General features: G+C 64.0%; 25 protein-coding genes. 15 read left to right on the plus strand and 10 right to left on the minus strand.

The features are described 5' to 3' along the window. Nucleotides 1-6: 6 nt before the first annotated feature. Nucleotides 7-1,119 (plus strand): porin, encoded by a 1,113-nt coding sequence (locus ACREXZ_RS09100; protein WP_431763728.1) that lies wholly within the window; start codon nucleotides 7-9, stop codon nucleotides 1,117-1,119. A gap of 57 nt (nucleotides 1,120-1,176) precedes the next feature. Further along, nucleotides 1,177-2,763 (plus strand): carboxylesterase/lipase family protein, encoded by a 1,587-nt coding sequence (locus ACREXZ_RS09105; RefSeq protein WP_431763729.1) that lies wholly within the window; start codon nucleotides 1,177-1,179, stop codon nucleotides 2,761-2,763. A 72-nt stretch (nucleotides 2,764-2,835) separates the two neighbouring features. Here the strand turns inward: ACREXZ_RS09105 and ACREXZ_RS09110 are convergent, their stop codons facing one another. Further along, nucleotides 2,836-4,056, minus strand: a complete 1,221-nt coding sequence (locus ACREXZ_RS09110; RefSeq protein ID WP_431763730.1) for a Rieske 2Fe-2S domain-containing protein — start codon at nucleotides 4,054-4,056, stop codon at nucleotides 2,836-2,838. A gap of 378 nt (nucleotides 4,057-4,434) precedes the next feature. On the opposite strand from ACREXZ_RS09110, the gene ACREXZ_RS09115 reads away from it, so the two are divergent. Continuing rightward, entirely contained in the window at nucleotides 4,435-4,938 is a 504-nt protein-coding gene (locus tag ACREXZ_RS09115) for an N-acetyltransferase family protein (RefSeq protein ID WP_431763731.1), read from the plus strand. 132 nt (nucleotides 4,939-5,070) lie between these two features. On the opposite strand, the gene hydA is transcribed toward ACREXZ_RS09115, so the two are convergent. The 5 genes from hydA to ACREXZ_RS09140 all read right to left on the minus strand — a co-directional run bounded on the left by hydA (nucleotide 5,071) and on the right by ACREXZ_RS09140 (nucleotide 12,364). Continuing rightward, a complete protein-coding gene (hydA, locus tag ACREXZ_RS09120; RefSeq protein ID WP_431763732.1) occupies nucleotides 5,071-6,537 on the minus strand; it encodes a dihydropyrimidinase in 1,467 nt (488 codons plus the stop codon). A gap of 71 nt (nucleotides 6,538-6,608) precedes the next feature. Beyond that, nucleotides 6,609-8,126 carry an NCS1 family nucleobase:cation symporter-1 gene (locus ACREXZ_RS09125; protein WP_431763733.1) on the minus strand — a complete coding sequence of 506 codons (1,518 nt, stop codon included), beginning with the start codon at nucleotides 8,124-8,126 and terminating at the stop codon, nucleotides 6,609-6,611. 128 nt (nucleotides 8,127-8,254) lie between these two features. Next, nucleotides 8,255-9,556 carry an NAD-dependent dihydropyrimidine dehydrogenase subunit PreA gene (gene preA / locus ACREXZ_RS09130; protein WP_431763734.1) on the minus strand — a complete coding sequence of 434 codons (1,302 nt, stop codon included), beginning with the start codon at nucleotides 9,554-9,556 and terminating at the stop codon, nucleotides 8,255-8,257. 58 nt (nucleotides 9,557-9,614) lie between these two features. After that, nucleotides 9,615-10,961, minus strand: a complete 1,347-nt coding sequence (locus tag ACREXZ_RS09135; RefSeq protein WP_431763735.1) for an NAD(P)-dependent oxidoreductase — start codon at nucleotides 10,959-10,961, stop codon at nucleotides 9,615-9,617. A 134-nt stretch (nucleotides 10,962-11,095) separates the two neighbouring features. After that, complete coding sequence (locus tag ACREXZ_RS09140) at nucleotides 11,096-12,364, minus strand: Zn-dependent hydrolase (protein ID WP_431763736.1); 1,269 nt, start codon at nucleotides 12,362-12,364, stop codon at nucleotides 11,096-11,098. A gap of 430 nt (nucleotides 12,365-12,794) precedes the next feature. Here ACREXZ_RS09140 and ACREXZ_RS09145 point away from each other — a divergent pair, with 430 nt between their 5' ends. Genes ACREXZ_RS09145 through ACREXZ_RS09155 form a run of 3 tightly spaced genes read left to right on the plus strand, consistent with a single transcriptional unit; the run spans nucleotide 12,795 to nucleotide 14,838 of the window. Continuing rightward, nucleotides 12,795-13,499, plus strand: coding sequence for a TetR family transcriptional regulator C-terminal domain-containing protein (locus ACREXZ_RS09145; protein WP_431763737.1), 705 nt, complete (start codon nucleotides 12,795-12,797; stop codon nucleotides 13,497-13,499). Between the two features lie 42 nt (nucleotides 13,500-13,541). After that, nucleotides 13,542-14,405, plus strand: coding sequence for a hypothetical protein (locus ACREXZ_RS09150; RefSeq protein WP_431763738.1), 864 nt, complete (start codon nucleotides 13,542-13,544; stop codon nucleotides 14,403-14,405). 34 nt (nucleotides 14,406-14,439) lie between these two features. Continuing rightward, the gene (locus tag ACREXZ_RS09155) at nucleotides 14,440-14,838 is read left to right on the plus strand and encodes a VOC family protein (protein WP_431763739.1); all 399 of its coding nucleotides are present in this window, start codon (nucleotides 14,440-14,442) and stop codon (nucleotides 14,836-14,838) included. 84 nt (nucleotides 14,839-14,922) lie between these two features. Here the strand turns inward: ACREXZ_RS09155 and ACREXZ_RS09160 are convergent, their stop codons facing one another. Further along, the gene (locus tag ACREXZ_RS09160; protein ID WP_431763740.1) at nucleotides 14,923-16,827 is read right to left on the minus strand and encodes an alpha/beta fold hydrolase; all 1,905 of its coding nucleotides are present in this window, start codon (nucleotides 16,825-16,827) and stop codon (nucleotides 14,923-14,925) included. Between the two features lie 158 nt (nucleotides 16,828-16,985). Here ACREXZ_RS09160 and ACREXZ_RS09165 point away from each other — a divergent pair, with 158 nt between their 5' ends. The 8 genes from ACREXZ_RS09165 (at nucleotide 16,986) to ACREXZ_RS09200 (ending at nucleotide 23,076) form a co-directional block, all read left to right on the plus strand. Further along, the gene (locus ACREXZ_RS09165; RefSeq protein WP_431763741.1) at nucleotides 16,986-17,612 is read left to right on the plus strand and encodes a VC0807 family protein; all 627 of its coding nucleotides are present in this window, start codon (nucleotides 16,986-16,988) and stop codon (nucleotides 17,610-17,612) included. Between the two features lie 206 nt (nucleotides 17,613-17,818). After that, nucleotides 17,819-17,998, plus strand: coding sequence for a hypothetical protein (locus ACREXZ_RS09170; protein ID WP_431763742.1), 180 nt, complete (start codon nucleotides 17,819-17,821; stop codon nucleotides 17,996-17,998). Nucleotides 17,999-18,075: 77 nt separating this feature from the next. Beyond that, nucleotides 18,076-18,768, plus strand: a complete 693-nt coding sequence (locus ACREXZ_RS09175) for an aspartyl/asparaginyl beta-hydroxylase domain-containing protein (protein WP_431763958.1) — start codon at nucleotides 18,076-18,078, stop codon at nucleotides 18,766-18,768. A gap of 439 nt (nucleotides 18,769-19,207) precedes the next feature. After that, nucleotides 19,208-20,041, plus strand: coding sequence for a transporter substrate-binding domain-containing protein (locus ACREXZ_RS09180; protein WP_431763743.1), 834 nt, complete (start codon nucleotides 19,208-19,210; stop codon nucleotides 20,039-20,041). Nucleotides 20,042-20,078: 37 nt separating this feature from the next. Beyond that, on the plus strand, nucleotides 20,079-20,795 hold the full coding sequence (locus tag ACREXZ_RS09185; protein WP_431763744.1) for an amino acid ABC transporter permease: 717 nt from the start codon (nucleotides 20,079-20,081) through the stop codon (nucleotides 20,793-20,795). 22 nt (nucleotides 20,796-20,817) lie between these two features. Then, nucleotides 20,818-21,468 (plus strand): amino acid ABC transporter permease, encoded by a 651-nt coding sequence (locus tag ACREXZ_RS09190; RefSeq protein WP_431763745.1) that lies wholly within the window; start codon nucleotides 20,818-20,820, stop codon nucleotides 21,466-21,468. Continuing rightward, nucleotides 21,465-22,217 (plus strand): amino acid ABC transporter ATP-binding protein, encoded by a 753-nt coding sequence (locus ACREXZ_RS09195; protein WP_431763746.1) that lies wholly within the window; start codon nucleotides 21,465-21,467, stop codon nucleotides 22,215-22,217. The genes ACREXZ_RS09190 and ACREXZ_RS09195 overlap by 4 nt, the downstream gene beginning before the upstream one ends. Nucleotides 22,218-22,314: 97 nt before the next feature. Beyond that, nucleotides 22,315-23,076 carry an IclR family transcriptional regulator gene (locus ACREXZ_RS09200; protein WP_431763747.1) on the plus strand — a complete coding sequence of 254 codons (762 nt, stop codon included), beginning with the start codon at nucleotides 22,315-22,317 and terminating at the stop codon, nucleotides 23,074-23,076. Between the two features lie 15 nt (nucleotides 23,077-23,091). Here ACREXZ_RS09200 and ACREXZ_RS09205 read toward each other — a convergent pair whose 3' ends face one another. The 3 genes from ACREXZ_RS09205 to ACREXZ_RS09215 all read right to left on the minus strand — a co-directional run bounded on the left by ACREXZ_RS09205 (nucleotide 23,092) and on the right by ACREXZ_RS09215 (nucleotide 25,866). Then, a complete protein-coding gene (locus ACREXZ_RS09205; RefSeq protein ID WP_431763748.1) occupies nucleotides 23,092-24,693 on the minus strand; it encodes a Na+/H+ antiporter in 1,602 nt (533 codons plus the stop codon). 42 nt (nucleotides 24,694-24,735) lie between these two features. Beyond that, complete coding sequence (locus ACREXZ_RS09210; RefSeq protein WP_431763749.1) at nucleotides 24,736-25,383, minus strand: TetR/AcrR family transcriptional regulator; 648 nt, start codon at nucleotides 25,381-25,383, stop codon at nucleotides 24,736-24,738. 99 nt (nucleotides 25,384-25,482) lie between these two features. Continuing rightward, nucleotides 25,483-25,866, minus strand: a complete 384-nt coding sequence (locus ACREXZ_RS09215) for a DUF488 domain-containing protein (RefSeq protein ID WP_431763750.1) — start codon at nucleotides 25,864-25,866, stop codon at nucleotides 25,483-25,485. Between the two features lie 164 nt (nucleotides 25,867-26,030). Here ACREXZ_RS09215 and ACREXZ_RS09220 point away from each other — a divergent pair, with 164 nt between their 5' ends. After that, the gene (locus tag ACREXZ_RS09220) at nucleotides 26,031-26,207 is read left to right on the plus strand and encodes a hypothetical protein (protein WP_431763751.1); all 177 of its coding nucleotides are present in this window, start codon (nucleotides 26,031-26,033) and stop codon (nucleotides 26,205-26,207) included. Nucleotides 26,208-26,216: the final 9 nt, after the last annotated feature.

Below are 26,216 nucleotides of genomic sequence, written 5' to 3' on the forward strand. Positions count from 1 at the left end.
GACGCAATGAAGAAGACGCTTGTTTGCAGTGCCCTCATCGCCGCCTACGCCGCCTGTACGGCGCCCGCCGCGCAGGCACAGAGCAGCGTGACGTTGTACGGGATCATCGACGCGGGGATCACGTACTTCAGCAATCTGAACGGGCACTCGGCGTTCGTTGCGAACGACGGCTCGATCCAGTCGAACCGCTGGGGGCTGACCGGCACCGAGGATCTCGGCGGCGGACTGAAGGCGATCTTCACGCTCGAAAACGGCTTCAACCTGTACAGCGGCACGATGGTGCAGTCGGGCGTGCTGTTCAGCCGCCAGGCGTGGCTCGGTCTGTCCGACGACCGCCGCGGCACGCTGACCTTCGGCAAGCAGTACGACTTCTTCTGGGACAACCTCACGCAGTTCGCGATGGGTCAGTACGCGGGCCAGTACTCGTGGCATCCGGGCGACTTCGATCACCTCGCGGGCACGCTGCACATCAACAACGCGGTGAAGTACCGGTCGCCGACGTTCTACGGCGTGACGCTCGGCGGGCTGTATGCGTTCCCGTCGCAATCGGTATCGGCGGGCACGGGGCGCGTGATCGCGTTCGGCGCACGCTACGACAACGGACCGCTGCACATCGGCCTCGCATACACCGACACGCACGACCTCGGTCTGAACGCACCGACCCAGGCCGGCACGACGCTGTTTCCCGATCTGCCGTCGGGCCCGATGCTCGCCGGCAGCATGAGCACGTTCGGCGCGGGCGCGAGCTATCGCTACGGCATCTCGCTCACACGCGTGCTCTTCACGAACACGCACTTCCGCATTCGCGACGACAACGGCTCGATGCCCACCTACGAAATCAACGAAGTGCTGCAGCTCACGCCGGCGACGTCCGTGCTCGCCGGCTACTGGCACAGCAAGCTCGGCGAACAGCGCTGGCAGAACGGCACGCTGCTGATCGACTACGCACTGTCGAAGCGCACCGACGTGTACACGAGCGCGACGTATCTGCATGTGTCGGGCGGCGCGGCGCCTGTGTTCCTCGGCGGCGGCGCGGCACCGGTCTTCGTCGACGGGACGTATGTGGGGAGCGGGAGTTCGTCGACGGCGGTACGGATCGGGATGCGGACGCGGTTTTGAGGGGTGCCCGGCAGGGTTCGATCGATGCGGACAGCAGAGGATCAAAGGAGACATCTGATGAACAGACATAAACACGCGGCAATGACGGTCGCACTGCCGTTGCTCTCGTTGATGATCGCCGGCTGCGGCAACAACGACGTCACATCGCCCGCTGACCCGACGATCGTGCAGACGCAGCAGGGACACGCAAAGGGCGTCGCGGCGAACGGCGTGCGCGAGTTTCTCGGCCTTCCGTATGCCGCGCCGCCGACCGGCGCATTGCGCTGGAAACCACCCGCGGCGCCTGCGGCCTATTCGACGAGTCCCTACGATGCATCGCATCTCGCATCCGAGTGCGTGCAGGGCACCGCGGCCGCCCCTGCCGGCAGCGAGGATTGCCTGTACCTGAACGTGTACGTCCCCGCGACTGCGACCGCGAGTTCGGCGCTGCCCGTGCTGTTCTGGATTCACGGCGGCGGCTTCATCCTCGGCTCGGGCGGCGCGACCGACGGCACCGCACTCGCGCAAAAAGCGAACGCGATCGTCGTGACGATCAACTACCGGCTGAACGCGCTAGGTTTTCTCGCACACCCCGCCCTCGCCGCCGAGGACCCGAACGGCGCCACCGGCGACTACGGCATCATGGATCAGACGGCGGCGCTCGGCTGGGTACAGAAGAACATCGCCGGGTTCGGCGGCAATCCGGCGAACGTGACGATCTTCGGCGACTCGGCGGGCGGGCACTCGGTGTACGTGCAGCTTGCATCGCCCGGGTCGGCGGGGCTGTTCGCGAAAGCCGTCGCGCACAGCGGAGACTTCATCCAGCAACAGGCGACGCTGCAGCAGGCGGAAACTGCGGGTGTCGGCTACGCGACCACATGGGGCTGCACGGACACGACGAGCGCAGCGTGTCTGCGCAACCTGCCGGCCGCTGCGCTGCTGCAGGGCAATCCGAACGCGTGGTACGCGACGATCGACGGCAAGGTGCTGCCGACGTCGACCAGCGACGCGTTCGCGAACGGCCAGTACAACCGCGTACCGATCATCGCCGGGTTCACGCAGAACGAAGGCACGTTCTTCGTCGCGGCCGCGTTCGACGCGCAGGGCAATCCGGTCACGACGAGCGACTACGAGGCGGCCATCCAGGGCTTTCTGCGCGTACCGGGTCCCGACACCGCCGCGCAGTATCCGGTCGCGCAGTTCGCGTCGCCGAGCGCGGCGCTCGCGACTGCGACCGGCGACGATCTGCTCGTCTGCAGCGCGCTGAAGGACAGCGACAACCTCGCGAAATATTCGCCGGCCGTGTACATGTACCGCTTTTCCGATCCCGCGCCGTACAGCGTCAACTCACTGATCTCGTCGTTGCCGCCGACCGGTCTCGACTACGGCGCGTTCCACTCGTCCGATCTCGACTACTGGTGGCAGCTGATTCCGACGCCGACGGCGAACCAGGCCACGCTGTCGGACGCGATGACGGCGGCGCTTGCCGCGTTCGCGCGCAGCGGCGATCCGAACGCCGGCAGCACGGTCGCGAACTGGCCCCTCTACACGGCGCAGACACGACAGACGCTCGATTTCGGTTACCCGATATCGAACACCTACGACGCGTATACCGCGCACAAGTGCAGCTACTGGTATGGGGAGCCGGAAACGACGGGGTTGTAGCGATAGTCGCAGCGGCAGCGGCGGCCGACGGAGCATCGGTGAAGCGCTCGTCGGCCGTCGTGCGAAACGGAGTTAGTCGCTGCCGGTCTGCGCAGTCGCCCCAGCCGGCACGAACCCGGACTGCTCCTCATCGGCAGGCGCCGCATCGTGCGGCACGACCTCGATCGGAATACGCCGGTGCGCGGGCCCGCCACGCGACCCCGCGTACGGCATCGCATGCTCCGGTGCACCGCATTCGCGTAGCAGCGAGCGCAGCTCGTTGATCACCGGAAAGACTTCGTGATTCCAGTCGGCGCCCTGGCGGTCGTGCGCTTCCTGCTCGCGCTCGACGATCCAGCGGTCTTCCTTGAAGATGCGCTCGGTGAACCACACGAGCAGTGGCCACGCGACGTCGAGCAGCACGCCGACACGCGGACGCCGCACCGACAGCAGCCCGAACGTGCGATTCGTGCGTTGCTCCGCATCGAGCGGCACGTAGATGATCCACAGATCCATCACGACCGTCTTCGACGCGTTGACGATGCGCAGCGTCTGGTACGGGTACTGCGTGCGGATCGTCATCACGTCCTTGTCGTTACCCGACGTGCCCTGACGGCTCTGCCCGAAGATGATCGCCTCGCCGACCGGCTGCTGCCCTTCCATCCGCGCGAACGTGTAGTCGACTTCGACCCAGTCTTCGCCGCGGCGCCGGCCGAGCGAACGCGCGCGCATCTGCCCCATCTGTTTTCGATGCAGAAACTGATGGTTCATGTCCATCAGGTTTTCGTGCATGAACGAGTAGTGGCACGCGACCTCGCGACCGAAGCGACGCGTCTTGTACGCAGGGTCGCTGGCCGCATCGAGGTTCGGCAGCGGATGCTGGTCCGCGAGTGCCGGGTCGCCGGGGAACACGAATATCAGCCCCGACACCTCGCGGCACGGATACGAGCGCACGCCGTTCGGCAGACGCTCGCGTCCGAGATACGGCACGTCGATGCAGCGGCCGGTGCAGTCGTAGGTCCAGCCGTGATAGCAGCAACGGATCGACTCGCCATCGACCACGCCGCCGTGCAGCGGCACCTGGCGGTGCGCGCAACGGTCTTCGAGCGCAAAGATCGCGCCTGACTCGGTACGCACGAGCACGATCGGCTCGCCCGCGAAGCGCACACCGTGTGCCTTGCCGCGGCGGACTTCACGCGACCATGCGAGCGGATACCAGTGATCGGGATGGATGCCGACGCGGCGCAGATCGCGCTCAGGCGTCTCGGGGGCAGAACCGGTTGCACTGCCTTCCAGCGGGGGAACTGCATGCACGGGGGAAGCCTCCTTGTACAGCGGGGAGCTGGGTTGACCGAACCCAAGGGCGAAATATCGATGTCGCCGCACAGTTTACTCGAACCTTGCCGGGCGATGGGGCTGGGATTGGTACCCGGTCGGTTCGCGTGGGTCGGGCGATATGGCCGGGGGAAAATGACCGAAGGAAGCAAACGAACGCTTCTGTTCACTCTGCTCGACAAAGCGACCTCCTCCGGCAGTCGGGTTAACATCGTCGCGAGACACGTCGCCTGTTTTCCCTAAAACCTCGTCGGGTTGGACCATGCGCTTTCGTCGGCGCCGCACACCGACGTCCAGGGACAAGCAGGCAGAATTACCCCGACCCGTGAACATTCGGAAAAGAACGAGATGAGATCGATGTATTCGATTCGCACAGCCGGACCGGACGATGCGCCGCGTATCGCGGTGCTGGGCGCGCATGTATGGGTGCACACCTACGCAGCGGCGGGCGTATCCGATGTCATCGCGCAATACGTACTGGCATCATTTACGCCCGACAAGATGCGCGCCCTCGTCGAGGACCCAGCTGTCGTTCTGCTGATCGCGGAGGCAGAAGCCACCCTCGCCGCCTACCTTGTGATGCGCTTAGGTTCGTACCATGCCGAAGTCTCAAACGAGATCGAGACACTTTATGTCCAGGACTCGTTTGCCGGGCAGGGAATTGGCTCAGCATTGCTGGCTCACGCCAGAGACATCGCGATGACGAGAGCGGGCAATCGATCGGTCTGGCTAATGGTGAACTCGCAAAATAGCAAGGCGATTTCCTTCTATCATCGTCTCGGGATGACACAGGACGGTGTAACGTATTTCGAGTTAAGTGGCGCAAAGCACGAGAACAAGGTGATGGTTGCGAGGGACTAACCATCTCGCTTACCGTCGTTCTGGATAGCGAACGGTGGATCTAGCTATCCAGTAGCGATACTGGGTGCTTGATCCCCGCCAAAAGAACAAAGCCGACCCAAAGGCCGGCTTCATCGCAAGGCATGTCCCCACTCACCCCGTACGCGCTTCACGCACCACCGGCTCGACCTCCCTGCTCCTGTTAGCCACGCGCACCGCATCGAAATACGCGGGATTTGGCGGACGCTTCAAGTACCGTCCCGCACCACGTTGCGCACGCAGATCACCGTTAGCCCACGCAAGTTCGCCGCGTGTCAGCGTATGCGTGGCCAGCCCCTGCACCGTCATCCCCTCGAACACGTTGAAATCGACGTTCTGATGATGCGTGTTCACCGAGATCGTCCGCGAAGCCTGCGGGTCCCACACGACGACGTCCGCGTCCGACCCGACCTCGATCGCCCCTTTACGCGGATAGAGATTGAAAATCTGCGCGGCATTGGTCGACGTCACGCGCACGAACTCATTCGGCGTAAGACGCCCCGCGTTGACGCCGTGATGCCAGAGCACCGCCATCCGGTCCTCGACGCCGCCGCAGCCGTTCGGAATCTTCGTGAAGTCGTCGCGGCCCATCGCCTTCTGCGACGCGCAGAACACGCAGTGATCGGTGGCGGTGGTGTGCAGGTGGCCCGCCTGCAGGCCGGCCCACAATGCATCGCGATGCTCCTTCGCGCGAAACGGCGGGCTCATCACATGCGCGGCCGCGCGGGTCCAGTCGGGATCGCGGTACACCGACTCGTCGATCACCAGATGCCCGGCCAGCACTTCGCCGAACACGCGATGCCCTTCGCTGCGCGCGCGCACGATTGCATCGAGCGCGTCCTTCGCCGACACGTGCACGATGTAGACCGGCACGCCGAGCACCCGTGCAATCTGGATCGCGCGATTGGCCGCTTCGCCCTCCACCTCCGGCGGCCGCGACATTGGATGCGCTTCGGGTCCAGTGAAACCGCGCGCGAGCAATTCGCGCTGCAGCCGGAACACGAGTTCGCCGTTTTCCGCGTGCACGGTCGGCAGCGCGCCGAGTTCGAGCGCGCGCGAGAAGCTGTTCACGAGGACTTCGTCGTCGGCCATGATCGCGTTCTTGTAGGCCATGAAATGCTTGAAGCTCGACACGCCGTGCTCGTGCACGAGCGTGCCCATGTCGCGGTACACGGACTCGTCCCACCACGTCACCGCGACGTGAAAGCCGTAGTCGGCCGCGGCCTTTTCGGCCCAGCCGCGCCACTCTTCGAACGCGGCCATCAATGGCTGGCGTGGCGACGGAATCACGAAATCGATGATGCTGGTCGTGCCGCCCGCGAGCCCGGCCGCGGTGCCGCTGAAGAAATCGTCGCTCGCGCGCGTGCCCATGAACGGCAACTCCATATGCGTGTGCGGATCGATACCGCCCGGCATCACGTACTGACCGCCGGCATCGACGATCGTCGCACCGGCCGGCACGTCGAGATCGAGACCGATCTGCGCGATCGTGCCGCCGGACGCGCTGTCGTGGCACAGCACGTCCACGCGATAACTACGGTTGGCGTCTACTACGGTGCCGCCGCGAATCAGGGTTGTCATGTCCTCGTCTCCTTGCTCGATGCGGCGACGCTACGCGGGTTCGCACAGCGTCGCCTGTTACTTGCCATGCGTTACGTCGCGCCCCGCGCAACGCGCGTGCTCGCACTACCCGCGAATTTCATCCAGATCCCATAGACCAGCGCAGCCAGCGCGAGTCCAACAAACCATGCATACGTATAAAGGCTTTTGAACGCATCCGGTACATTCGGAAACGCCGCAGGAAACGCGGTGTTCAGGAAGCCCGGCAGATTCGGCAGCACGCCGATCGCGAGCGCGACCACCGCCGCGATGTTCCAGCCGCCCACATACGCGTACTCGCCGCGCTCGTCGAACAGCTCGCGATGATCGAGCTCCGTGCCGCGAATCAGGAAGTAGTCGACCATCATGATGCCGGCCACCGGCCCGAGCAGCGCCGAATAGCCGACCAGCCACGTGAAGATATAGCCCTGCGTGGTCGCGAGAATCTTCCACGGCATCATCACGATCGCGATCGTCGCGGTGATCATGCCGCCCGCGCGGTACGAGATGCCCTTCGGCCAGAGACTCGAAAAGTCGTACGCGGGGCCAACGAGATTCGCCGCGAGGTTGCAGCACATCGTGTCGAGCGTGAGGATGATGAGCGCGAGGCCGACGCCGATGCCGGTCATGCGGCTCGTCAGGTCGATCGGATCCCAGATCGCGTTGCCGTAGATCACGACAGTCGCCGACGTGACGACGACCGAGATCACCGACAGCAACGCCATCGGCAGCGGCAAACCGATCGCCTGGCCGATCATCTGGTCGCGCTGCGTCTTCGCGAAGCGCGTGAAGTCCGGAATGTTCAGCGCGAGCGTCGCCCAGAAGCCGACCATCGCGGTCAGGCCCGGCCAGAACGTCGCCCAGAACAGCCCCGCTTTCTTTCCGCCCGCGACGAACTGCGACGGCGTCGACAGCATCGTGCCGACCCCACCCGCCTTCGACGTCGCCCACCAGACGAGCGCGATGCACATCACGACCTTGATCGGCGCCGACCAGCTCTCGAGCCAGCGGATCGAATTGGTGCCGTTCACGATGAAGTAGATCTGCAGCGCCCAGAACGCGAGAAAACACGCGGCCTGGCCGATGGAAATGTCGATGAGCGGCAACGCCGTGCCGTGCAACGCGTTGCCGGTCAGGATGTTCAGCAGCGTGTAGATCGCGCTGCCGCCGAGCCAGGTCTGGATGCCGTACCACCCACACGCGACGATCGCGCGCAGCAGCGCCGGCAGTTTCGCGCCCTGCGTGCCGAACGACGAACGCACGAGCACCGCGTACGGAATGCCGTGCTTCGCGCCCGCATGGCCGATCAGCAGCATCGGCACGAGCACGATCACATTGCCGAGCAGCACGGTCAGCACCGCCTGCCACGGCGACATGCCCTGCTCGGTGAGCCCGGCTGCGAGCATGTACGACGCGATGTTCATCACCATGCCGACCCACAGCGCGGCGAAGTGATACCACCGCCACGTGCGCTGCGCGCTGCCGGTCGGCGCGAGGTCGTCGTTGTACAGCGCGCTGTCGTGGACACTGGCCTGCAACGGCGAATCGCCGGGTACCGCGGACTGATTCATCGAAAGATCTCCCATCGTCGAAAAGCCGGCGCGCCGTCGTGGTTGCGGCGCGTCCGGCGGGAGCACGCGTTGCGTGCGGTACGTGCGGTACGTGCGGTACGTGCTGTATGTCGCTTAATACGTTTTACTCATGCGGCGTGTGCTGTGCGGTCCAGCTGATCGTCAGCCGCGACGATGCGCGCGGGGTTGTTCGGATGCGTCGTCCAGTTCGACGACGCGCCCGAATCGACGCGCTCCATCGTGATGCACTCGTCGACCGGGCACACGTGCATGCATAAATTGCACCCGACGCAGTGCTCGTCGACCACCTCGAAGTGCCGCACGCCGTCCTTCTCGCGCAGGATCGCCTGGTGGGCCGTGTCTTCGCACGCGATGTGGCACAGCCCGCACTGGATGCAGCGGTCCTGATCGATGCGCGCCTTGATGTCGTATTGCAGGTTCAGGTATTGCCAGTCGGTGACGTTCGGCACGGCGCGGCCGCGGATGTCGTCGAGCGTCGCGTAGCCTTTTTCGTCCATCCAGTTAGAAAGGCCGTCGACAAGATCGGAGACGATACGAAAGCCGTAATGCATCGCGGCCGTGCAGATCTGCACATTGCCCGCGCCGAGCACGATGAACTCGGCCGCGTCGCGCCAGGTCGTGATACCGCCGATGCCGGAGATCGGCAGGCCCGGTGTCTCTGCGTCGCGCGCGATCTCGGCGACCATGTTCAGCGCGATCGGCTTCACCGCCGGTCCGCAGTAGCCGCCGTGCGTGCCCTTGCCGTCGACGGTCGGCATCGGCGCCATCTGGTCAAGATCGACCGCGACGATCGAGTTGATCGTGTTGATCAGCGACACACCGTCGGCACCGCCCTTGTAGGCGGCGCGCGAGCCGAGCCGGATGTCGCTGATGTTCGGCGTGAGCTTGACGAGGCACGGCAGCCGTGTGCCCTCCTTCACCCAGCGCGTGACCATCTCGACGTATTCGGGCACCTGGCCCACGGCCGCACCCATCCCGCGTTCGCTCATCCCGTGCGGGCAGCCGAAATTCAGTTCGACCGCATCGGCGCCGGTGTCCTCGACGAGCGGCAGGATCCACTTCCAGTCGCGCTCGTTGCACGGCACCATCAGCGACACGATCATCGCGCGGTCGGGCCAGTCGCGCTTCACCTGCGCGATCTCGCGCAGGTTCACGTCGAGCGGCCGGTCGGTGATCAACTCGATGTTGTTCAGCCCGGCCATGCGCTGGCCGTTCCACTGGACCGCGCCGTAGCGCGAGCTGACGTTGACGACGTGCGGATCGAGTCCGAGCGTCTTCCACACGACACCGCCCCAGCCCGCCTCGAAGGCGCGGTTGACGTTGTAGGCCTTGTCGGTCGGCGGCGCGGACGCGAGCCAGAATGGATTCGGCGACGTGATGCCGGCAATCGTGCAGCGAAGATCAGCCATGTTCGGCTCCGTGGGGACTGTGTTTTTTATCCGGTGTCGTGCGGCTGCGTATCTAGACCTAAGCCGCGCGTATCGCCGTGCGCGCGAACATCCGGTCGATCGACGCCGCGGCGAGCTTGCCGTCCTGCACGGCCTGCACCGTCAGATCAAGCCCGGTCGCCGCGCAGTCGCCACCCGCCCACACATCCGGCAGCGACGTGCGACGCTCGTCGTCGACTTCGATGCGCGTGCCGTCGTGCGTCAGCAGGTCCGCGTCGACACCGGTCGCGACGAGTGTCTGGCCAATCGCCTTCAGCACCATGTCCGCTGCTACGATGAAGCGTTCGGCGCCTTCGTTCACGGTACTGCGCTCGAATTCGACACCGGTTACGCCGTTGCCGTCGCCGAGCACGCGCACCGGACGCGCGTCGAGCACCAGCGCGACGCCCTCGGTCTGCGCAAATTCGCGCTCGGCCCACGTCGCGCTCATCGCGTCGACGCCGCGCCGGTACACCATCGTCACGCTCTGCGCACCGAGCTTGCGGCTCTGCACCGCGGCATCGACAGCCGTGTTGCCGCCGCCGATCACGACGACGCGACGGCCCACCGGCAGCGTCGACAGATCGTCGGCCTGGCGCAGCCGCGCGATGAAGTCCACTGCGTCGAGCACGCCCGCGAAATCTTCGCCTTCGATCCGCAGCGCACGCACGCCCGCGAACCCGACGCCGAGAAACACCGCGTCGTACTGCGCGCGCAGATCGGCGAGCCGCATGTCGCGGCCGAGCGCGACACCATCGCGCCAGTCGATGCCGCCGATCGACAGCAGCCACGCCACCTCGCGCTGCGCGAAATCGTCGACGGTCTTGTACGCGGCGATCCCGTATTCGTTCAGGCCGCCCGCTTTCGGATGCGCATCGAACAGCGTCACTGCGTGACCGGCCATCGCGAGACGATGCGCACACGCGAGCCCCGCTGGCCCCGCGCCGACGACCGCGACGCGTCGCCCGCTATCGGCCGTTCGATGGAACAGCGTCACGCCGGATGCCATCGCCCAGTCGGTTGCATGGCGCTGCAGCGCACCGATCGCGACCGGTTCGCCGTCCTGGTGATGACGCACGCACGCGCCTTCGCACAGGATCTCGGTCGGGCACACGCGCGCGCACATGCCGCCGAGCGGATTCGCCGACAGGATGTCGTGCGCGGCGCCCTTCAGATTGCCGTTGCCGATCTTGCGAATGAAGCTGGGGATGTCGATCTGCGTCGGACACGCGTGCACGCACGGCGCGTCATAGCAGTAATGGCAGCGGCTCGCGGCGACGGCCGCGGCCTGCGCGTCGAGCAGCGGGGCGACATCGCCGAACCGGCATGCGAGTTCGTCGGCAGGTAGGCGACCTGCTGCAATGTCGCCCGTTTCCTTGATAGCCATGCGCACTCCTTGGAGCAGGTGTTAAAGCGTATGTCTTCGGTTTAGTGAAGGCGGCACGAACCTGCCGGCTTCGTGCGAACGAGGCCGGACATTCAAACTGCTGTATTCGTTAAACGACCGACGCCAGCCGAAACTCAGGAAGCCGGTTCGCGCGCGCGTTCGAGCATCGCGTGCAGCAGCACGTTCGCGCCGGCCTCGATCCATTCAAGCGTCGCGTCTTCGATCTCGTTGTGGCTGATGCCGTCGATGCACGGCACGAACACCATCGACGTCGGCGCGACCTTCGACAGGTAGCACGCATCGTGGCCCGCGCCCGACACGATGTCGCGATGCGGATAGCCGAAGCGCTGCGCCGCGCTGCGCACCGACTGCACGCAGGCAGCGTCGAACGCGATCGGCGCGTAGTAGAAAATCTGTTCGAGCTGCGTTTCCAGACCGATACCGCCCGCGATACGCGCGACACCTTCGCGCAACGCCGCGTCCATCTGTGCGAGCACGGCGTCTTCCGGATGACGGAAATCGACGGTGAAGAACACGCGACCCGGAATCACGTTGCGCGAGTTCGGATGCACCTGCATCATCCCGACCGTCGCGCAGGCGAGCGGCGCGAAATCGAGCCCGATGCGGTTCACCAGATCGACGATGCGTGCCGCGCCGAGCAGCGCGTCACGGCGTCGCGGCATCGGCGTCGGACCCGCGTGTGCCTCCTGCCCGGTCAGCACGATCTCGTACCAGCGCTGCCCCTGCGCGTCGGTCACGACACCGATGGTCTTCTGCTCCGCTTCGAGAATCGGCCCCTGCTCGATGTGCAGTTCGAACGCCGCGTGAATCGGCCGGCCACCGCACGGCACGTCGCCCGCATAACCGATGCGCTGCAGTTCTTCGCCGATCGTCTTGCCGTCGACGTCCTTGCGCGACAGGCCATAGTCGAGCGTGAACACGCCCGCGAACACGCCCGACGCGACCATTGCGGGCGCGAAGCGCGAGCCTTCCTCGTTGGTCCAGATTACGACTTCGATTGGACGCTCGGTCTCGATGCCGCGATCGTTCAGACTGCGGATCACCTCGAGGCCGCCGAGCACGCCGTAGATGCCGTCGAAGCGGCCACCCGTCGGCTGCGAATCCGCGTGCGAACCGGTGACGACCGGCGTCGCGTTCGCATCGCGGCCCGCACGGCGCATGAACACATTGCCCATCTGGTCGACGCTGACCGTGCAGCCCGCCTCCTTCGCCCAGCTCACGATCAGGTCGCGTCCCTCGCGGTCGAGGTCCGTCAGCGCGAGGCGGCACACGCCGCCTTTGGGCGTGGCACCGATCTTCGCCATCGTCATCAGGCTGTCCCACAGACGCTGCCCGTTCACGTGGATCGACAGGTCCAGCGCTGCTTCGGTCACTGCGTTCATCGTATGTACTCCTCGTCCGGACGGATCGTGCGATCCGTCCTTGCAGGCCGCCGTGTTGCGCACGGCGGGTGGGGATAAAGGACGCTTCGAAGCGTCTTCATGAGTTGCTTCGTGAGTTGCTCAATGCAGCCGTGAGTTGTATTCAGTGCTTCATGTTGCGCGCCCAGCCGGTGCATCCACGCCGGACTTTGGGGCCCCGCGCCCGCGGCCGGTGCATTGCCGCGAAGCCGTTTGGGTCCCTCTGCTTCCGCTGCGCCAATCCTGTCCGATTGGACAGGTTTTAGACGATTAACGCCGACATTTCAATGACTTCTTTCTGAGCGAAAAGCGTGCCATTGCGAGATAGCAAAAACCCTGGGCGGGTTGCGTGACGCCGCCGGTCGTACCGATGTGGCTACAATGACGCGACCCAGCCGGACGAGGCCCGACGATGAAGAGCGACGACACGCCTGCGACGAATGCGGGTTCCGCCGAAAACGGTACGCCGCCGAAGCGGCGCAAGGCGCACATCCGCCATACGAACGAAGCGCATCTGCTGGCGTGCGCGGAGGCCGTGTTCGCCGAACGCGGTCTCGAAGGCGCGAGCACCGCGATGATCGCGGAACGCGCGGGCCTGCCGAAAGCCAACCTGCACTACTACTTCCCGACCAAGCTCCACCTGTACCGCCGGGTGCTCGAAGACGTGTTCGAGGAATGGCATCGCGCGGCCGACACGTTCGATGCGAGCGACGACCCGGCCGAAGCGATCGCCGGCTACGTGCGCGCGAAAATGGCGCTGTCGCGGCGCCGGCCGCTCGGCTCGAAGGTGTGGGCGAACGAGATCATCCACGGCGCGACGCACATGCAGGACATCCTCGCGGAGCGCGTGAAACCGTGGATGGAAACACGCATCACGATGATCGACGACTGGATTGCGCGCGGGCTGATCGCACGCGTCGACGCGCGCACGTTCCTGTTCACGATCTGGGCGCTGACCCAGCACTTCGCCGATTTCGATGCGCAAATCGCTGCGCTTGCGGGCAAGCGCGCGCTGTCGAAGAAAGCGTTCGACGCGACGACTGAGGAGGTTGTTGCGCTGGTGTTGCGGGCCTGTGGCGCATCTAGTGCTTCTGAGTCTAAAGCTGGCTCGCGCTAGGCGATCTGTATAGCAATCAACTTGCAAACGCGAGGTTCTGCAATGTCATTTCTGAGCAAGATCTTCAGCGGCAAGCCCGCGTCCGATAAACAGGTACTGCCCCCTGCCGGCTACGCTGAGCGCTATGCCGACTATGTCCGATCACGTCACCCCAGCTACGAAGTCAGGGTGCAGCACGGCGACACGGCAGCGATGACGAGTGTTCACTGGAAAGACGAGCAAGGTGGTAGCGCGAACCAGTTTATCGGCAACTGCTATAGCCGCTATCTGCTGGACCCGGACAGCCTCGACGCGCTGTTTGAAGAGCAACGGATGCAGGCCGAAACCACGCTCGCCAGCTTCGATCAGCCGGGACCCGTACTCGATATGATCATGCCTGTGCTCAAGCCGGTTGGCTGGTATCAGGTCGCCGTGAACCAGCTGAAACAAGGGGACATTTCTACCGCGGAAAGCCGCTTTGTCGTCGAACCATTCGTCGACGAGCTCGTGTTGACCTACGTTGAGGATCGCCCCGATCAAATGAGCTACCTGAGTCCGAAGCAGGTGGGCGATCTCGGACTGGATCAGGCGTCGCTATTCGACGTCGCACGATCGAACCTGCGCAAGTTGCTGCCCCAGCTCGTCATCAAGGGCGGGGGTGGCCGGTTCGCAGCGCGGCTCGATCGCAACTACGACGCGAGCATGATTCTGCTGTTCGACGAATGGCGCGATCGCGTGGCGGTAGAGGGCGACCCGGTCATCGCTCTGCCGGCGCGAGATGAAGTATTGATCTGCGGCAGCGCGGATACGGACACCATTAGCGGCTTGCGTCAGATGGCCGCGGAGATTGTCGCCGGTTCGCCCTACTCTCTGTCCGCGAGGCTGTTTGTCTGGCGCGAAGATCGGCTGCAGGTCCTGGCAGCGTAATCGTCACCAACCCATTTCGAATGGAGCGGATTCAATGCAGCTTCTCGATCACGTTTCGATAGGCGTCAACGACATTCACGCAGCGCGTCCGTTCTACGACGCGATCATGAACGCGCTAGGCGCGACTAAAGTCTATGAGCGTTCCGACGCACTGGGCTATGGCGAACGTTGCTCGTCGGACGATACGGTATCGACTTGCCTTTCGGTTTATCTGGACCCCGCGACGATCGACGAGAACAAACGCCACTGGTGCTTCAAGGCGTTGTCCCGCCAGCACGTGGACGCTTTTTTCGCAGCGGGCGTTGCCGCAGGCGGACGCTCCAACGGCGATCCGGGTCTGCGGCCTCACTACCATCCCGACTACTACGGGGCGTTTCTCTTCGATCCGGCAGGCAATTGTGTAGAAGCGGCATGTCATGCCGCTTCGGATTGACAATTTCCAGAGCGGTCGTTTATCGCTTCGCCGCAGTTGCGAAAAATTCCAGATGGCGACGATCGCCGGCATGTTGCGCGCTAGCTAATTGCCCGCCACGCCGCCAAGGTGCACGGCAAAAAACTCCTCCATCGCCTCATAAAACTCGAACTGGTTTTCCTCGTTGTGGAAGCCGTGCCCTTCGTTTTCCTTGAGCATGTATTCGACGTCGACACCGCGCGCACGCAAAGCGTCGACAATCTGATCGCTCTCGGCCTGCTTGACTCTCGGATCGTTGGCGCCTTGCGCAACGAGCAGCGGCGTCACGATCCGGTCCGCAAAGAACAGCGGCGACGCATCGTGCAGTGTCTGCCGGCCCGCTTCGGTCCGGGGATCGCCGATCATCTCGTACATCATGTCGCGCAGCGGCTGCCAGTACGGCGGCATCGATTCGAGTAAAGTGAAGAGGTTCGATACGCCGACATAGTCGACTGCGGCCGCGTAGCGGTCCGGCGTAAACGCGACGCCCGCGAGCGTCGCGTAGCCCCCGTAACTTACCCCGTAGATACCGACGCGCGCCGGATCGGCGATCCCTTGCGACACGAGCCAGTCGACCGCGTCGTCGATATCGTTCTGCATCGCGCGGCCCCACTGCCCGAAGCTCGCTTCCCAGAACGCGCGTCCATATCCCGTCGAGCCGCGGAAATTGATCTGCAACACCGCATAGCCGCGGTTCGCGAGTAGCTGCGCTTCGACGTTGAAGCCCCACATGTCTCTCGCCCACGGACCGCCATGCGGGTTGACGATCAGCGGCAACGGTTCGGTAAATTCCTGCCCAAGCTCGAATCCGGCGGGCAACGTCAAGTATCCGTTGAGCTGCAGACCGTCGCGAGCGGTGACGCGGATCGGCGACATCGGCACCATGTCGGCGGGGTCGAGTTCAGGCATCACGTCCGCAAGCTTCGCGAGATGACGGTGCCCGGTGTCGTAGATCCAGAACGAACCGGGTGACCGGTCGCTCGTGGTACGCACGATTGCCCGCGACTCATCGCGCGTAAAGCTCACGATGCGCACGTCCTGACCCGGCAACTGGCGTTCGAGATCGACCCTGACCTCCCGAAACCAGTCGTCGAAGAAATGACGATGAACCCGGTCGTCGATGTATGTCGCAATGGTCAACACGCGTCGATTTCTCGAATACACGAGTCCGCTCACATCGACATGCGAAGTCTCGAACAGCAACGCCTCTTCCTGGCCCGTTTGCGGATCGAACTCGAAAATGGCGACCTTGTCGCGGTTTCGGTTCGACAGAACGTATAGCCGTTCGTTGTCGAACGTGAAGAACATCGGCGAGACAGTCTCACGAAAGTTCGTCGTCAGAATGGTCCGGAAAGGCGCTGTCTCGACGTCGCGGTAAAGCAGTGTCCTGTTCACGCCATCCGAAACAATCGCGATACGTAACCGCCCTTCGTGATCCGTCATCCAGCGGATCACATTGCCTGGATTTTCGGCGATCGGCGTCAGTTCGCCTGTTATGACGTCGACGCGAAAAACGTCGAAGACCTGTGGGTCGCGTCGATTCATCTGGATCAACACGTGACGGTCGTCGTCCCTGAGATCGTCGACGATGCTGGCCTTGACGCCATCGAACGGCGTCAGGTCGCGCGGCTCGCCACTGTCGATCGGCACCGACAGAACGTGGAAGTTTTCATCTCCGCCCACATCCTTGACGAACAGAATGTGGCCGTTGCCCTTCCATGCATGGCCGGGCACGTCGCGTTCCGTCTCATGGGTCAAGGCGCGCGGCTCGCCTGTGGGCGCGCCGTCAGCATCGATCGCTTGCACGAACACGTTCTGGCGACCGGCGTGCCGCGCAAGAAACGACAGATGCCGTCCATCGGGAGCGATGATGAATGAATGCCTGTCGGGTCGGCGGAAGAAGTCTCGCACCGCATACCGTTTGACCGCGCGACCGGACCCGTTACCGTTTTGTCGATCTTCAGTGATCATGCGTGCCTCCCCGAAAACTGCATTTGAACATGATGCGCTTTCATTACCCCATGGGTGCGTCAGGAGAGCGTCTTGACACGGTCGATGACGTCTCCCCGAAAAGCTTATACTAGGCCCGCCCTCGCCCCTTCCCGATCTCGCGCAACGATCAATCGCACGTGAAAATCAGAGCCGGCTTTATCCTCGAACTCGGCGTCAATCTGCTGCTTCCATGGCTCGTGTATCGCACTGTGCAGCCGCACTTCGGCGATGCCGACGCGCTCTATGCGTCGACCGTGCCACCGGTTGTGTGGAGCCTCGTCGAATTTGCAAGGTCGCGCCGCGTCGATGCGCTAAGCGTGCTCGTGCTGCTGGGCATTGCGCTATCGATCGCGATGATGGCGCTTGGAGGAAGTCCGCGAATCCTGTTGATGCGCGAGTCGCTGGTTACCGGCGCAGTCGGCATCGCGTTTCTTTTCTCGCTTGTCCTGGCGCGGCCTCTGATCTTTTACCTCGCTCGCGCATCCATCGCGAGACAGCGGAGCGGCGGCATCGAGCGTTTCGAAATGCTATGGAGCGAGAGCGCCTCTTTTCGCGCTGCGATGCGTCTGATGACAACCGTGTGGGGCACGGGGCTCGTGGTAGAAACACTGTTGCGTTGCTGGATCGCATGGCACTGGCCCGTCGAACGCACGCTCGTCGTGATACCCGTCATCGGCTACTCCATTTATGGGGGCTTGTCCTTCTGGACATTCTGGTTCCGCCGCCGCTTGCAGAGGCGGCGCCAGCAAGCCAGTGCGCTCTAGCGAAGGAATCCGTAAGCAACCCCGTAAGCTTGCGGTCAAAATGCGTAACACATGTGAAGATGCATGAAACTTCACGCGTGACGGATCGATCTACACTCAAGGCGTATTACCCGGCGCGAAAGCGCTTCTTCATCTACCTCCTTGTCCCGGCCCGCCCTCCAGGGTGGGTCGCTTTTTGCGCGTTGCAGGCGCAGCAGGAAAAGATCGTGATCAGGCTCATTGTTGTACTCGCATTAGGCGGTACGCTTGCCGGCTGCATCGTCGCACCTCCGTATGGTTACGCGCCAGCCCCTGCTTACGGCTACTACCCGGCGCCCGCCTATTACGCGCCGACCATCGATCTCGGCATCGGTATTGGCGGTGGTGGATATGGCTGGCGCAGATAGTCAGGGCACGTAAATTACGAATGGATATCCACAGTTCCTCTACCACACGAACTCTGGCCACCGCCGCGATCGCGGCAATGGGCCGGCTCTACGACCGCGGCGCGCAGCTCATGCGCCGCATCTACGATCGGCGCCTGCACGATGCACCCGTGCTGGACGCCGCGCACTTCTTTCCCGATGCCGCGCGTTTCGAGGCGAACTGGCAAGCGATTCGCGCCGAGGCGCTGCAGGTCGCGACCAGCCTCGCCCGCATCCCGCGTTTTCATGAAGTCATGCGCGAGCAAGCCGATATCTCGGCGAACGATGGTCGCGACTGGCGCATGTACATCATGCAGGCCTACGGTGTGCGCTTCCCGCGCAATCTCGAGCGCTGCCCGACACTCGCCGCAATCGTCGCGCAATCGCCCGATGTACTCTCGGCATCGTTCTCGTTTCTTGCGCCGGGCAAGCACATCCCCCCGCATCGCGGACCGTTTCGCGGCATCCTGCGCGGCTATCTCGTGCTGTCGATGCCGCTCGATGCCGACGGCTTGCCGGCCGCCACACTAACTGTCGACGGTCACCCGCATCGGCTGCACGACGGCGAGTTCATGTTGTGGGACGACACGTTCGTGCATGAGGTGCGCAATGCGAGCGACGAAGTGCGCATCGTGCTGCTGCTCGATATCCGCCGCCGCAGCATGCCGATCGACTTGCGGCTGCTGTCGAATGCGGTGATTGCGCTCGTACGGCTAGGTATCCGTTTGCGCGGTTCGAAGATCGCGGTCTAGTCGTATTTTCTGAAGGCGGGGAGCAGGCAAAGGCCGGTCCCCGGCGCGTGCACGTCCACGTGCATACCCATGCATCGAGATCGCGTTCGGGCGTAGGCAACCGCTCGTCGTGCTGCAGCCCTGCGCGGTCCGAGCGGTGTGGTGTACCCCCTCCCTCGACGAGAAATCATCCCTCCCGCCCCATCTACACAACGATCCGCGCACGGTCGCGTCCACCGCGACGCAAGACCTTCGCCGGCCGGTGTATACCCCGTTGCAACTATTTTTTTCGCATGAAACACTCCCCTCCATCTGCCATGTCGGATGTGATTCCGATATATCAGACAACCAGCCGTTAGCACGCGATTGCCTCGATCACCTCGATCGGGGGAGCCTGCCGCGCCGGCCATGTTGATCGCCCATTCACGCACGAAGCTCTCACACCAGATCGGGATCGAAAATGAGATTTGTCAGGGAAAGCGCAAGATTCATCGGTTTGTTCGCCGTAGCCGGTCTGCTGACGCTGGCGGGCTGCACGAAGGTCGCCGCGCCGGAACAGGGCGCCGCAGCCGACTCGACACTCAAGCAGGTCCTGCAACGCGGCACGCTACGGGTCGGCGACTGTCTGACCTTTGCGCCGTTCGGCTTCTACAACAAGGACGGCCAACCCGACGGTTACGACGTTGACCTCGCGAAAGAACTCGCGAAGCAGATGGGCGTCAAGCTTGAGGTCGTGAATACGACGAGCGCCAACCGCATTCCGAACCTGCAAACCAGCAAGGTCGACGTGGTGTTCTGCAACTTCACGCGCAACCTCGAACGAGCGAAGGAAATCGCTTTCACGAATCCGTACGTGGTGGCAAGCGAGGCGCTTCTCGTCAAGAAGAGCAGCGGTATCAAGTCCATCAAGGACATGTCGAATCGCACGATCGCGACAGTCAAGGGCTCGACGAACGGCGACGAAGTGCGCTCGCTCAACATGCAGGTGAAGATCCAGGAATTCGACAGCTCGCAGGCTGCGATCCTTGCGGTCAAGCAGGGACAAGCCGACGCGATGATCGAGGACAACAACTTTCTCGCCTATCAGGCGTCGCTCGATCCAGATCTGACCGTGACCGACGAAGCTCTGGTTCCGCTCGAATACAACGCGTTCGGCGTGAAGGCAGGCGATCAGGTCTGGCTCGACTACCTGAACCTGTTCCTGTTCCAGATCAACGCATCGAAGCAAAACGCGCAGCTCTACAAGAAGTGGTTCGGCGCCGAGCCGCACTTCCCGCTGAACCCGCAGTACTAAACCGCTCACGCCGTGCTGCCCGATCGACGGAGAAACCATGAGCTATGAATGGCTGACCCTTGCGGGTTACTGGAACGATTTCGTTCGCGCGTCGTGGCTGACGCTCCAGATCACGCTGCTGGCCTTCGTCCTCGCGCTGCTGCTCGGCTTGCTCACCGCACTCGCGAGCACCTCGCGCGCCGGGCTGCTGCGGGGGATCGCAAGCGTGTACATCGAAGCGATCCGCAATACCCCGGTGCTGCTGCAGATCTTCATCGTGTTCTTCGGGTTGCCGTCGCTTGGCGTCACGCTCAACGCCTATGCGGCCGGCGTCATCGCGTTAGGCGTGAACGTCGGTGCCTATCTGGCTGAAGTGTTTCGCGCGGGGATCCAGTCCGTGCCGCGCGGTCAGCTTGAAGCCGCGTCCATCCTCGGTCTGGAACGCTCGCAGATCTTCATCGAGGTGGTGTTGCCGCAGGCCGCGCGCGCCGTCTATCCGGCGATCGTCAACAACCTGATCCAGCTACTGCTCGGCACGTCGCTGCTGTCGGCGATCGCGCTGCCGGAGTTGAGCGGAACAGCGACGGTGATCAACGCGCGCACGCTCCTCTATATCCAGACCTTCTCGATCACGCTGATTGCGTACCTGGTCCTGAGCAACCTGTTGTCGTGGCTCGCGGGACAGATCGGTGTACGGGTCTTTCATCCGCCGCTCGTCGTGAAGAAACGCACGCGCTGGCCGTTCGCTGTCGCACGACAGGTCGATCGCACCTGAGCGCTCAAACCGGAGACCGAACATGTCGAGTGAATTGCTCACGACCAGCCTCGCGATACTGCTTCAGGGATTGCTGGCCACCCTGCTGCTCTCCGCGGCCGCGATCGTCGGCGGCACGCTGACCGGGCTGCTGGCCGCCGTGCTGCGTTCATTCGGACCATGGGGTACGCCGCGCATCGCGAGGCTCTATACCGAACTGTTTCGCGGCACGCCGGTGCTGATCACGCTGATGTTCATCTATTTCGGCGTGTCGTATTTCGGCTACGCGATCGATGTATTCGCGGCGGGGGTCGTCGGTTTGAGCGTCTATCAAGGCGCCTACATCGCCGAGGTGTTTCGCTCAGGCATCGAAGCCGTGCCGAAAGGCCAGTGGGAGGTATCGCAGATCCTCGGGCTCAGCAAGACCCAGGCTTTCTTTTCGGTGATCCTGCCGCAGACGGGAAAGATCGTGATGCCGCCGCTCGTCGGCCAGTATCTGTCGCTGATCAAGGACACGTCGATCGTCAGCATGATCGGTATGTCGGAACTGATGCATGGCGGTCAGGCCATCGTCGACCGGGTCGGCAAACCCGTGGAAATCTATGGACTCGTTGCCGTGCTTTATTTCATCGTGTGCTTTCCACTGTCGCAGTGGGTGCGCCACCATGACCGAAGAAGGAGCCTGCTGTCATGACCACTGTGACTACGTCGAAGCCCATCATCAACCTCACCGGCGTCAGCAAGTCGTTCGGCACCACGCAGGTTCTGAAGGAAATCAATCTCGATGTACGGCCGGGCGAAGTACTCGTGCTGATCGGCGCGTCGGGCTCGGGCAAGAGCACCGTTCTGCGCATCATGAGCGGCCTGGAAACGGCCGACGCGGGCGAAGTCTGGGTCAACGAAGTGCCGCTGCACGATGCGCGCCGGGCGAAGGAAATCCGCGGGCATGTCGGCATGGTGTTTCAGCAGTTCAACCTGTTTCCGCACAAGAGCGCGCTCGGCAACGTGACGCTCGCGCTGATCAAGGCACGCAGGATGAACGCTGCGGACGCACGCAAGCGAGCGATGGACGCGCTCGACCGGGTCGGTCTTGCCGATCGGGCCACGCACTACCCCAGCCAGCTCTCCGGCGGCCAGCAGCAGCGTGTCGCGATCGCGAGAGCGCTGGCCGTGGAGCCGGGCATCATGTTCTTCGACGAGGCCACGTCCGCGCTCGACCCGGAACTCGTCGGCGAAGTGACCGAAGTGATGCGCGGCCTCGCGCGCGACGGCATGACCATGGTCGTCGTCACGCACGAGATGGGCTTTGCGCGCAAGACCGCCGACCGCGTCGTCTTCATGGACAAGGGTGTGATTGCGGAACAGGGTGTTCCGGAGCAGATCTTCGTGAACCCGCAGAACGAACGTACCCGGCAGTTCCTGCATCGCGTGCTCGACCATTGAGCACCTGACGAGGGACGTCACGCGTCGCCCCTGGCGCGCCAGACTCGCGTCATATAAAAGACAAACTGCGATCACGATCGCCGACGGAGTTGAACGAATGTCCGCAACAGAATCATCGAGGGCGAGAGGGGTCGACCGCGTCATCGGCATTCTCAGACAACTGCACATCGCGCGGCGTCCGCTGACGATGCGCGAGCTGATCGAAGCGACCGGCGCGCCACGCTCGAGCATCTACGAACTGGTCACGATGCTGACCGAAGCCGGATGGCTCGAGACAACCGCCGACGGCAGCGTGTTCTTCGGCCGCGAGATGCATTACTACGGCTCCGACTATGCGATCCACAACGATCTGATCAGCCGCGCCCACCAGGCGATCCTCGCACTCGTCCGGACGCACGACGAAACCGCGCAGCTATGCATGCTCGAAGGCAACAAGTACACCGTGGTGCTGTCGGAGAACAGTTCGCGACCCTTCAACATCAGTTCCGACATCGGCGTGAAGGTGCCGATTCCGTGGACCGCATCGGGCCGCCTGTTGCTCGCCCATCTGCGGGCGGAACAGATTCGCAGCTTGATCCCGGACGAAGACTTTATCCTCGACAACGGCAGACGCGTTGAATTTCAGGACTTTCTCTCTGACGTCCAGCGCGCCGCCGAGCTGGGGTACTGCTGCACCGAAGGTCTGTCGCACACGTTTCGACTGTGCATGGCGGCACCCGTACACGACCGCACTGGTCTTCCCGTCGCCGCGCTTTGCTTCATGACGAGCCGCGACACGGATCCGCAGAGGCGCACGACGATGCTGGAAGACCTCATCCGGTCCGCGAAAGCGTTATCGCAACCGTATGGCCGCCTCTAGCCCCCTTCTACCTTCTTAACCGCGCGCGTGCTGCGCCCCGATCTCCTGCAGGTCGAGATCGTGTTCGAGCGTATGCAGCAGTTCGTCGTGCAGTAGCCCTGCGCGGTGCAGCTTCAGCAGTTCCACGCGGCCCGCGGCGATCGCCGCGAGCACGACGTCGTAGTGAGCCGTACGCGCCTCGACTGGAAACGATTCGGCCTGCTGCATCTGCGCGGCGATTCGCGCACGGTAGCTGTACTGCTCGAAAAGCCGCGGATGAATCAGCGTGCCGTCCGGCGCGCGCACCAGTGGCTCGATCGCCGCAAGCTGCGCAGCTTCGATACGCGCCCACGCCTGCGGCTCGGTCAGATGATTCGCGGCCCGCGCCTCGCCGCGCGCAAGACGGATCGCTGCAATCAACGGGCCGATCGTCGTGCCCTGCAGCAGCACCGTCACGAGGATCACTGCGAACGCGGCGACGAGCGCGAGGTCGCGGCCCGGTATCGTTTCGGGCAGCGACAGCGCGATCGCGAGCGTGACCACGCCACGCATCCCCGCCCAGCTGACTACCGTCGCGCCGCGCCAGCCCCCCGAGGGCTCGACCGGTCCGGCAGACCGCCGACGCACGATGCGCTCGAGCCCCGCACGCAGCCCAACGACACCGAACACCCAGACGAAGCGCGACAGCACGACCGCCGCGACGATCGCGACCACCGCGGGACCGTATGCGCCGATCACGTCGCCGAAGCCGCCGAGCCGCACCACTACACCGCGCAGCGACAGCCCGATCAGCACGAACACGAGCGCTTCGAGCAGGAACACGATGACCTGCCAGAACGCGGTGCCGCGCATGCGCACCGACGCCGAAAACACCTCGTGCTGATGCCAGCCCAGCACCATCCCGCAGGTCACCGTCGAGATCACACCCGACACCCCCGCCAGATCGCCGGCGACGTAGCTGATCCAGCCGGCCAGCACGGAGGCGGTGATGATCAGATACTCGTCGTCGAGCGCGCGCAGCAGACGCACGACCAGCCAGCCGATCGCAAGGCCGACCGCGACGCCGCCCACCGCCAGCGCGGCGAACGTCAGCGTGGCACGCTCGAAGCTGAACGCGCCGGTCAATGCGGCCGTGATCGCGAAGCGGAACAGCACGAGACCCGCCGCATCGTTCAGCAGGCTCTCGCCTTCGAGCAACGCCATCAGCCGGCGCGGCAGCGCGACGCGTTCGAGTACGGCCTTCGCGGCAACCGCGTCCGGCGGCGACACGATCGCACCGAGCGCGAAGCAGGCAGCCCACGGCAGCCCCGGCACGACGAGATGGGTGATCACGCCGACCGCGAGTGTCGTGAACGTGACCGCGCCGACCGCGAGCAGCAGGATGCCGCTCAGGTTGCGCTTGAAGTCGTCCCAGACGAAGAAGTACGCGCCGTTCGTCAGCAGCGGCGGCAGGAAGACGATCAGCACCAGATCGGGATCGAGCGTCACCGGCGGCAGACCGGGCACGAACGCCATTGCCGCGCCGCCGACCAGCAGCGCAGCCGCGGGCGGCAGACGCAACCGTTTCGCCACGAGTTCGAGGACGATGATCGCGATCAGCGACAGCAGCACCAGCTTGAAAGCGTCTACGGAAGACATGGGCACTGCCTTGAAAGAAAATGGAAATATGCGCGAGGTCGGCTATTCATGCGACCTGGAGGCAGCCCGATGCACTTCGGCCATCCCGACCAGATAGCCGCGGACCGCGATCCACACGCGCTCGCGCAACGCGGCTGCGTCGGTTTCTCCGCGCTCGCCGGCCATGTCGACGATGCCGTGCGTGAGCGCGAGCACGTCCTGTGCGGCGACTTCGCGGTCCGCGACGACAGGCGCGTCGGCACGCGTCAGCGCATCGACGATCACGCGATACAACTGCTCCGCGACGCGCTCGTTCTGATCGCCGAGCGGCAGCCGGCGCTCCTCGAAATCGATCAGACGCGCGAGTGCCGGCCGGCGCATCTGATGCGCGACCGCGGCGTCGATCAATCGCGCGAGCGCGTCGGCGCAGGTGGTTTCGGTAGCCGCGCGCCGTGCGTCGTCGAGCAGCGCGCTGGTTTCGCGCTCGATCAGCCGCGCGGTCAACGCGTCGCGATTCGGGAAATACTGATACAGCGAACCGATGCTGACGCCTGCGAGCGCCGCGACCGCGTTGGTCGTGTAGCCGTCGGGGCCGCGCGTTTCGAGAATGCGGGCCGCCGCTTCGACGATCGCGTCGACGGTCGCGGCGGAACGCCGTTGCAGCGATGCCTTGCGTGGGGCGAGTGGATCGTTCCGGGGCGTGCGGGTCATGGGTCGAGGGTTACAGCTTCAAGGGGGCGAACACGAGTAGATGCTCATATTCTATCGGCTGCTACCGTCTCTACCGTTTGTTTCCGCCGGCCGATTCGATTACACGATGTCCGCGCCCCGCTCGGCGAGGAGTTCCCTGAGAATGCCGCGATGGCAGCGATGCTCATCCTCGCAGTAGCAGCCGACCGAAAAATCCGTCGACGCGGACAGCACGGCCAGCAAGTCCAGCACCTTGCTTGCGTCGCCGCCCATCTCCGCGCGAAAGCGGCGTGCGAACGCGTTCCATTCGGCATCGTCGGTGGCGGCCTTCGCTTGTGCCATCAACGGCAGGCTCGGCGCGAGAACCGGCAGCCAGACGTCGTAGTAGTCGCGCGTCGCGAACTCGCTTTTGGGCACGCCACGCGGCGGCCGCCGCACGGTGCCGATGCGCACGCCCTCGTTTTTGACGCGCGGCGAACCCAGCCTGACGATACGGATGCTCATCGCATGCTCCTGCTTGACGACGGTTAGGGTGCGTATTGGGGTAATTAACGGCCCGACAGTAGCCGCGTTCGGTCGCGTTCGCAACCGGGGCGAACGCGACGGCAGCATCAGCCCGCAGAAACGACATCGCACACAGGGGGATAGACGTAGCCGGACGCGTGCGTGTGACAATACCGGTCAGCTCTTTTTCTTCTCGCCTTATCCGGCGGTGGTACGGCTTCGTCGCCCTGGTGCTGTCGCATGCGGGTATCGCGACACGCTATCGGCGCGGCAAGGCGTGGATCGACCGCGCGTGCGGCGCGGCGATCGTCGCGCTCGGTGTGCGGCAACTGGTGCGCTAAAGGCGCGTT

Origin of the sequence: Paraburkholderia sp. (assembly GCF_050742655.1) — a bacterium.
GTDB lineage: Bacteria > Pseudomonadota > Gammaproteobacteria > Burkholderiales > Burkholderiaceae > Paraburkholderia.